This is a genomic window from Frateuria sp. (assembly GCF_013362045.1).
GTDB lineage: Bacteria > Pseudomonadota > Gammaproteobacteria > Xanthomonadales > Rhodanobacteraceae > Frateuria_A.
This window is the reverse complement of sequence record NZ_JABFWW010000005.1, coordinates 1-8,552: the sequence shown is the minus strand read 5'-3', so window position 1 is coordinate 8,552 and position 8,552 is coordinate 1. Positions and strand designations below refer to the sequence as shown.

Below are 8,552 nucleotides of genomic sequence, written 5' to 3'. Positions count from 1 at the left end.
GCGCAGTGCCGCGTCGCCCGGGCGGCCCGCCGCGAGGCCGAACTGGCCGCCCAGGCCGCCCTCGCCATGCGCTCGCAGATGCTGGGCGGCGACACCGGCGCCGCCCCTCCGAAACCCGCCCCGGCAAAGAAGAAGGCGAAGAATCCCACCGACGGCGATTGATCCGGCTGGCCCGCTCCAGCCCGCCCCGCAAGCGGGCTGATCCGTGCAAAGCCCGCCGCCAAGCGGGCTCTGGCGGCAGCTTGCGTGGCCTGGAGTGCGGGAGTAGGGTCAGGGCTGCCTCGGGGTACACCATCCCCCTGGCTCACTGACCTGAAAAATGCGCCCATTCCCCCTGCTCTGTTCATCCCTGTTTCGCGCAAGCGCACGGGGCGCGGGTGCGCGCACTTCATCCGCCCGCGGGCGTGCCGATCACGCGCCCGCTCATCTTCGCGAGGAGGTCGGACCATGTTCGAAAACCACCAGCATGACGATATCGAGGCATTCATGAAGGCCGATGCGGAGTTTCGCCGGCTCTACCAGCATCACCGCGAACTCAAGAGCAAGGTCCATGACGCCGAGATCGGCGTGCTGCCCATCGACGATGTCACCTTGTCCGGCATGAAGAAGGAAAAGCTCCACGCGAAGGAACGCCTGCAGCGCATGTGGGACGCGCGCGTTCCCCAGATGCACTGAACCGCCTGATTCCGACCGCGGCCCTGGCCCTTCCCCGGAAGCGCTGGGGCCGCGTGCTTTCGGGGCGCCGATGCTGGCGTGCACGGCGGCTCGGTTATCATCCGGCGCTTCGCCAGCGCCTGCGCGCGGCCTTTCGACGGAGTCGCCATGACGGTTCACCAAAGCGTGCTGGAGCTGATCGGGCGCACCCCGATGGTGAAGGCCCAGCGCCTCGACACGGGCGTGTGCGAGCTGTTCCTCAAGCTGGAAAGCGCCAACCCGGGCGGCTCGATCAAGGACCGCATCGGCCTGTCGATGATCGAGGGCGCCGAGCGCGCCGGCAGGATCAAGCCGGGCGCCACGCTGGTCGAAGGCACCGCCGGCAACACCGGGCTGGGCCTGGCGCTGGTCGCGCAGGCCAAGGGCTACCGCCTGGTCCTGGTGGTGCCGGACAAGATGAGCCGCGAGAAGATCTTCAACCTGAAGGCGATGGGCGCCGAGGTGGTGCTGACCCGCTCGGACGTGGCCAAGGGCCACCCCGAGTACTACCAGGACATGGCCGAGCGGATCGCGCGTGAAACGCCCGGCGCCTACTTCATCAACCAGTTCGGCAATCCGGACAACCCGGCGGCGCACATCGCCACCACCGGGCCGGAGATCCTCGAGCAGATGGACGGGCGTCTTGACGCGGTGGTGGTCGGCTGCGGCTCGTCGGGCACCATGACCGGCCTCTCGCAGTACTTCGCCAAGCATTCGCCGGGCACCGAGATCATCCTGGCCGACCCGGTCGGCTCGATCCTGGCCCAGTACATCAACGAGGGGACGCTGTCGGACAAGTCGGCCAGCTGGATGGTCGAGGGCATCGGCGAGGATTTCCTCCCCACCATCAGCGATTTCTCGCGGGTGAAGAAGGCCTACGCCATCTCCGACAAGGAGAGCTTCCTCACCGCGCGCGAACTGCTGGCCAAGGAGGGCGTGCTGGGCGGCTCCTCCACCGGCACGCTGCTCGCCGCCGCGCTGAAGTACTGCCGCGAGCAGACCGCGCCCAAACGCGTGGTCACGCTGGTTTGCGATACCGGCAACAAGTACCTGTCCAAGATGTACAACGACTACTGGATGCTCGACAACGGCTTCATCGAGCGCCAGCAGCACGGCGACCTGCGCGACCTGCTGCTGCGCCCGTTCGCCCAGCGCGACACCGTGGTGGTCGGCCCCAACGAACTGCTGATGACCGCCTACACGCGGATGAAGCTGTACGACGTCTCGCAGCTGCCGGTGATGGACGGCAGCCAGCTGGTCGGCATCCTGGACGAGTCGGACGTGCTGATGCACGTGCACGCGAACGAAGCGCGCTTCCGCGACCCGGTTTCCACCGCCATGATCACTTCGCTCACCAAGCTCGGCGTGAATTCGCCGATCGAGGCCCTGCTGCCGGTGTTCGAGCGCGGGCATGTGGCGATCGTGGTCGACGGCGAGCAGTTCATGGGCCTGATCACCCGCATCGACCTGCTGAACTATCTGCGCCGCAAGGTGCACTAAGGCCGCGCGAAAGCCCGTTGAAACAAGTTGCGGAAACAATCCGCGCTTCCTCGCGCCGAACAACCCAAGGAGCACCGCCCATGTGTGGAATCGTTGCCGCCACTGCCCAGCGCGACGTCGCCCCGCTGCTGATCGCCGGCCTCAAGGCGCTCGAATACCGCGGCTACGATTCGGCCGGCCTGGCGGTGCTGGACGAGGGCGCCGTTCGCCGCGTGCGCGCCAAGGGCAAGGTGCGCGAGATGGAAGCGCTGTACCTGGCCGATCCGCTGCCTGGCAGCACCGGCATCGCGCACACCCGCTGGGCCACCCATGGCGTGCCCAGCGAGGCCAATGCGCACCCGCACATGGTCGGACGCGTGGCGCTGGTGCACAACGGCATCATCGAGAACTACGCCAGCCTGCGCATCGAGCTCAAGGCGCGCGGCCACGTCTTCACTTCCGAGACCGATACCGAGGTGATGGCGGCGCTGATCGAGGAGCGCATCGCCGGCGGCATGGGCCTGCGCGAGGCGGTGCTCGCCACCGTGCGTTCGCTCGAAGGCGCCTACGCCATCGCGGTGATCAGCCGCGACGAGCCCGGCCACGTGGTCGGCGCGCGCCGCGGCGCGCCGCTGCTGGTCGGCGTGGGCATCGGCGAGAACTTCCTCGGTTCCGATGCGCAGGCGCTCATCCAGGTGACCAACCGCATGCTCTACCTGGACGAGGACGACGTGGTGGAGATCACCCGCGACAGCGTGCAGGTCTATGGCCTGGACGGCACGCCGGTGGAGCGCGCGGTGCATCAGAGCGAGCTGTCCACCGATGCGGTCGAGCGCGGCGAGTACCGCCACTACATGCAGAAGGAAATCCACGAGCAGCCGCGCGCGGTGAGCGACACGCTGGAAGCGCGCATCGGCCCGCACGGCGTGCTGCCCAACATCTTCGGCGTCGGCGGCGACGAGCTGCTGGCGAAGATCCGGGGCCTGCACATCATCGCCTGCGGCACCAGCTACCACGCCGGCCTGGTGGCCAAGTACTGGATCGAGGAGTACGCGCGGCTGCCGGTCAACGTCGAGGTGGCCAGCGAGTACCGTTACCGCGATACCGTGGTGCCGGAGGACACGCTCTTCGTGGCCATCTCGCAATCCGGCGAAACTGCCGACACGCTCGCTGCCATGCGCGAGTCGCGCCGCCGCGGCTATCTAGCCACGCTGGCGATCTGCAACGTGCCCGAGTCCTCGGTGGTGCGCGAGGCGGACCTCAAGCTCATGACCCGCGCCGGCCCCGAGATCGGCGTGGCTTCGACCAAGGCCTTCACCACCCAGCTGGCCGCGCTCGCGCTGCTGTGCCTGCAGCTGGCGCGCCAGCGCGGCCTGGACGACGCGCGCTACGCCGACCTGTGCGCACAGCTCGCGCACATGCCGCGCGCGATCGAGGAGGCGCTCAAGCTGGAGCCGGAAATTGCCGAGCTCGCCGCCTTGTTCGTGCCGCTGGACCACGCCCTGTTCCTCGGCCGCGGCGCCCAGTACCCGGTGGCGCTGGAGGGCTCGCTCAAGCTCAAGGAAATCTCCTACATCCACGCCGAGGCCTACCCCGCCGGCGAACTCAAGCACGGCCCGCTCGCGCTGGTGGACGAGGACATGCCGGTCGTCGCGGTCGCACCCAACGGCCCGCTGCTGGACAAGCTCAAGTCCAACCTGCAGGAAGTGCGCGCCCGCGGCGGCCGCCTGATCGTCTTCGCCGACGGCAACGCCGAAGTGGACGAACACACCGCCAACGGCGCCACGCTGCGCGTCGGCGGCGGCGGCTCCTTCATCGCCCCGGCGGTGTTCACCGTGCCCCTGCAACTGCTGGCCTACCACGTCGCCGTCCTGCGCGGCACCGACGTCGACCAGCCGCGCAACCTGGCCAAGTCGGTGACGGTCGAATAGGGCCGGAAGCAGCCGGCCGGAGCCTGTGTCCGGTCGCGGCTGCGCACGAAGCTGGCCGTGCGCCAGTGCCGGTGACAGGTGGCAGGTCGTATCGCAGCCGGCGCGTGGGCGGCACTACATCGGCCCGTGCTCGACCTGGCGCTCGCGCTGCATCAGCGTCCATTCGGCATGTTCGGTCAGCGCGGCGTGGCCCAAGGCGCGCAGGATCGCGCGCTGCTCGGCCGGGTCGCCGGTGCGATCCAGCGCCGCGCGCGCCATGCCGAAGATGCGCTCCATGAAACGATATTGCTTGAGCAGCACCTTGTCGGCCTTGCGATAGGCATACGCTTCGCGCACCGCCGCGATGATCGAGAGGATGCCCATCAGAGCCACCAGCGAGGCTTTGGCCGGATCGTTCAGGCGCAGCGCGAAGATCGCCAGCAGCACGCTGATGGACACGCCGCCCCACAGGCTCACCGCGCCGATGGTTTCGGTGACCCGGTGCAGGCCCGCACACTCCACGCTCTTGCGCTCGTAGTAATGCAATTGGCCCGAACGCCCGGGCCGGCCCACCCATTCGTCGATCACGCCCGCCAGCGCGAGGGCGCTGGGCGTGGGCGCATGGCTCGGTGGCAGGACGGCGGCGCGCATCACGTTGCGGATCCAGCCAAGCTCGACGTTCTGCCGCTGCAGGAAATCGTCGTGCGCGAAGGCATGGTCGCGGGTCAGCGAGATGCCGGCGCGGCGCCAGTACGACTGGATGCGCAGTCCCTCGGCCAGCGCCCGGTAATCGAGGTACTTGCGGTGCCAGCCGCGGCGCTTGGCGATGGCCGTGACTGCCGTGCCCAGCGCGAACAGCAGCAGGAACACGTAGATCAACTCGTTTTGCGCAGCGAAATGGGCATAGCAGGTGAACGCGATGCCCATCAGCGCAGCGAGGGTGTAGATCGTGCGCATGGCCATCAGCACACGGTGCTGGAAGTGCACCGCCAGCCAGTCCGCCTCGCGGAAGGTGCATTCGATGCCCATGCTGCAGGCCGCGTCCAGGCAGGGTCCCGCCGGTGCCGGGCCGGCGCCGATCGCGCCGCCGTGCGCCACGCAATCGTTATTGAATTCGGCCATGTGCTCGAACATCAGCCGGAATGCGGCCGGCATGCATGCTTCCGGCGCGCCGGCCGAGGCATGGCACCACTGCGCCGTGATCGGCAGGCGCTGCTCCGGTGGGGCATCGGCCCTGCTGCAGCGGATGTGGAACAGCAGGCGCTCGTCACCGGCGCCCAGGATATGGCGCGGATCGCGTTCCTGGCCGGGCGGGCCGGGCAGGGTGCCGGCGAGGTGGTAGCGCACGATCTGCGCGGTGCCGCCCAGCCGGTCGGAGGCGCAGCCATCCCAGATCGCCAGCAGGATGTGGCAATGGCTGGCGATGTAGACGCCGGCCTGCGCGTACTGGTGGTCGCGGGCGTAACCGGGGATGCTGATGTCCTCGGGCGTATGACCCTGGCGCGTCGGCAGCACGATCAGATCGGCCTTGCCGCACAAGACCTCGAAGGCGCCTCGCGCGCCCGGGTCCGCGAAATCCTCGACGTACAGCGCAGTGGGCAACGGCAGCGGCGCGACCAGGCGCGCACCCAGGCGCAGCCCCTCCTCGGCCACCAGCTGGTCGCCGCCCTCGGCGAGCGCCGATAGCACGACCAGGGGCAGGGACGGAAAGACCTCGCGCAGCTCCTCCATGAACGTGCGGACGCAGCGGCGGATGGCCGGCGTGTCGGCGGGCGGCAGATCGCGATGGCTGGTCACGCCGATCACCAGGGGCGTCATGGAGGCTCCAGAGGTGTCAACCGGATATGCCGCTGCGCCACGGGACCGCGTTGGGATGGGTTGCCGCTTGCGCAGTCGCCGCTGCGTACCGCCAGCTAGGTGTTCAATTGTTCTTGAGCGACGGGTTGCTGGTGGTATCGGGCGCCAGCAGCGCGTCGCTGGATGCCGGCGATTCGGGTGGGCTGGATACTGCCTGGTCCGGTTCGACAGCCGGATCGTTCGTTTGTGGGGTGGTGTCCTGAGTGCGTGATGGCTTCGACATGATGGGTCTCCGCGAGCCGCGCGGCTAATGCGTGCCGCCCCGTGCATTTACGTCCTGCGCCGTTATCGCCGGGTGATGCCGGACCAGTTCAATTGTTCTTGATCGAAGGGTTGGTGTTGGTGCCGACCGGAAGGGTTTGCAGGGTCGAGTATTCCTGGCCATCGAGCACCACGCTCAACCGATATATCCAGTCCCCGCTGCTGCCAGGGCCATCGTTGAGGTCGGTCATGCTCATGCGGTTGCCGTTCGGGGCGACCTGGGCCGGACCAAAGACGCCCGCCGGCGGTGTCGGATCGACCCAGCTCAGCGGCTGCAACTGGCCGGTCGCGGCATCGCCGGTCAGCTCCCAGACGATGGTCTGCGGCTGCGGGTTGCGATCGACCCGGTTGGCGTTGTCCTTCTGGTCGATGTCGACCGACCAGGGTGTGGTCGTCTTGTCGAGCGTGACACGGAGCAGATGGTCCATGGCGTTCTCCTGTTGGAGTGGTGGCGTGGTGGGTCCGCGGCTCAGCGGGTCTGGGCAAGCGTATCGTCATGCACGCTGTCGTGCAGGCGCTGCTCGAACGCCGGATTGCGCGGGAAGGGGATGTGCGCCTGCTGCAGGAGCTGCGCGAACGCCGGCTCGCGATAGCCGGAGCGCCACATCTGCTGCACCAGCGGTTGCGCCTCGCCCTTGCGATCCAGCGCCAGCAGCGCCTCCACGCGAAGGGCGACCAGGCGTACGTCGGTGCTGCCGCTGCGTACGCCGTCAAGGCGATTGAGGGTGTCCCGTCGTACCCGTGCGGCGGCCTGCCCGCCCTGCATCCGGGCCAGCTGCAGGGAGGCGCGGGCGCTGGAGAGCTGCAGCCCGCGCTCGTCCGGTTGGGCGGCCAGCAGCGAGGCCAGGGTGACCGCGGAGCCACGCGCTTCGGCCTGCGCCGCCGCCGTCCTGCCGGTGGCGAGCAACCAGGCGGCACGCTCGATCCGGGCCTCGGCCAGATCCTGCCGCCAGCTCGTGTTGGACGGGTCCTGCCGGCTAAGAGCCTCGAGCGTCTCCATCGCGCGTGCCAGCAGCGTGCCTGCCGCGGCCTGTTGTCCTTGCAGGCGCCGCAGCCGGCCCAGCTGGGTCGAGTACAAGCCCACCTTGTCCGTGAAGTTGCTTTGCGCCGGATCGAACCGGTGCAGCCACTCGGCGCTGGAGAGGGCTTGCGACAGCGCCTGGGCCGCCTGCTGGTCGGCACCGGCCAGCAGCAGCGTGCGGCCGAGGATGGCGCGGACACGGGCGACGTTTTCGCGTTGGTCGTTGTCCTCCGGATGGGCGCGGCTCAACCGGCTTTCGATCAGGTCGTCGGCGGCATATTCGGCGATCGACGACAACAGGTCTCCACGCATCAGCGCAAGCTTGCCCAGGTTGTTGTGCGCTTCGCCCAGGTGTTCGAGCCATTCCGCCTTCGGCGCGGGACGCGCCGCCAGCAGGCTGCATCGGGCCAGCATGAGCCGATAGTGCGCCGTGGCCTCGTCCAGGCGCCCATGCGCTTCGAGTACGTGGCCGATGTCGTTGTCCAGCGTGCTCAGCTCGAACAGGACCCGCGGATCCTCGCGGGCCGCACCGCTCATCGCTTCGAGGGTGGCCTGCGCGGCCGAGAAGGATCGCGCTGCCGCGTCCAGCGCGCCGCGGTACCACTCGGTCATGCCCACGAAGGCCTGCAGCCGTGCATAGGCGATCTGCCGTTCGCGGTCGGCGGGTGCCGCCTGGGCAAGCTGGCGCGCCAGCGGCAGGGCTGCCAGGAACGCGCCCATCGCAGGAGCCAGACGACCTTGATCGAGCCGCACGCTGCCGATCTTTTCCAGCGCTTTCACGCGCTGTCCAAGCGCGTCGTCGTTGACGTCGGTCGCGGGCAGCGAGCGGAAGTACGCCATCGCCTTGTCGTCGACGGCCTCCATGATGTCCAGCCGCTGCACCTGGGCGAGCTTGTCGTTGAGATCGCCGAGCATGAAGCCGACCAGGTCTTCGGCCTGCTTCTGGCGGCGTTCGGCGGCGTGGCGAGCGAGCACGGCCTCGATCGCCAGCAGTGTGGTCACCAGCATCACCAGCGAGGCGGCGGCGGCTACCGCTGTCAATCGGCGGTTGCGCCGCTGCAGCTCGCGCCGGCGCAACTGGTCCAGTTCGAGATCGAGCAGGCCGGCGATCAGCTTGAGCTTGGCGGCGTGCTTGCCATCCTTGCCCGGGCGCACGTCCGCGGCGACCGGCTCGGCGCCGGGACGGCCGGTGCCCTGGTCCTGCGGCAGGCCGAGGGCGGGCGGGAAGCAGTCGTGGTCCGGCCCGGCGCCGGGCTCGCCGTCGACGAGCAGGCAGAAGATGCGCTCGCTACGACCCAGCTGCCGGAATGCCCGGATCTCCTCGTTCACCC

Annotated in this window: 7 protein-coding genes; 3 read left to right on the top strand and 4 right to left on the bottom strand. The window is 68.8% G+C overall.

Translation table 11 applies throughout. The features are described 5' to 3' along the window. Nucleotides 1-447 precede the first annotated feature (447 nt). The 3 genes from HOQ08_RS00135 (at nucleotide 448) to glmS (ending at nucleotide 4,103) form a co-directional block, all read left to right on the top strand. Nucleotides 448-675, top strand: coding sequence for a YdcH family protein (locus HOQ08_RS00135; RefSeq protein ID WP_291189701.1), 228 nt, complete (start codon nucleotides 448-450; stop codon nucleotides 673-675). Nucleotides 676-822: 147 nt separating this feature from the next. Continuing rightward, nucleotides 823-2,193 (top strand): pyridoxal-phosphate dependent enzyme, encoded by a 1,371-nt coding sequence (locus tag HOQ08_RS00130; protein WP_291189698.1) that lies wholly within the window; start codon nucleotides 823-825, stop codon nucleotides 2,191-2,193. Between the two features lie 80 nt (nucleotides 2,194-2,273). Next, nucleotides 2,274-4,103 carry a glutamine--fructose-6-phosphate transaminase (isomerizing) gene (gene glmS / locus HOQ08_RS00125; RefSeq protein WP_291189695.1) on the top strand — a complete coding sequence of 610 codons (1,830 nt, stop codon included), beginning with the start codon at nucleotides 2,274-2,276 and terminating at the stop codon, nucleotides 4,101-4,103. Between the two features lie 114 nt (nucleotides 4,104-4,217). On the opposite strand, the gene HOQ08_RS00120 is transcribed toward glmS, so the two are convergent. From HOQ08_RS00120 to HOQ08_RS00105, 4 genes are all read right to left on the bottom strand, one after another. Beyond that, complete coding sequence (locus HOQ08_RS00120) at nucleotides 4,218-5,900, bottom strand: hypothetical protein (protein ID WP_291189692.1); 1,683 nt, start codon at nucleotides 5,898-5,900, stop codon at nucleotides 4,218-4,220. Between the two features lie 103 nt (nucleotides 5,901-6,003). Further along, entirely contained in the window at nucleotides 6,004-6,162 is a 159-nt protein-coding gene (locus HOQ08_RS00115) for a hypothetical protein (RefSeq protein ID WP_291189689.1), read from the bottom strand. An 88-nt stretch (nucleotides 6,163-6,250) separates the two neighbouring features. Then, nucleotides 6,251-6,628 carry a hypothetical protein gene (locus HOQ08_RS00110; RefSeq protein ID WP_291189686.1) on the bottom strand — a complete coding sequence of 126 codons (378 nt, stop codon included), beginning with the start codon at nucleotides 6,626-6,628 and terminating at the stop codon, nucleotides 6,251-6,253. 41 nt (nucleotides 6,629-6,669) lie between these two features. Beyond that, nucleotides 6,670-8,552 (bottom strand): hypothetical protein (locus HOQ08_RS00105; protein ID WP_291189684.1); only part of this gene is annotated, 1,883 nt, incomplete at its 5' end.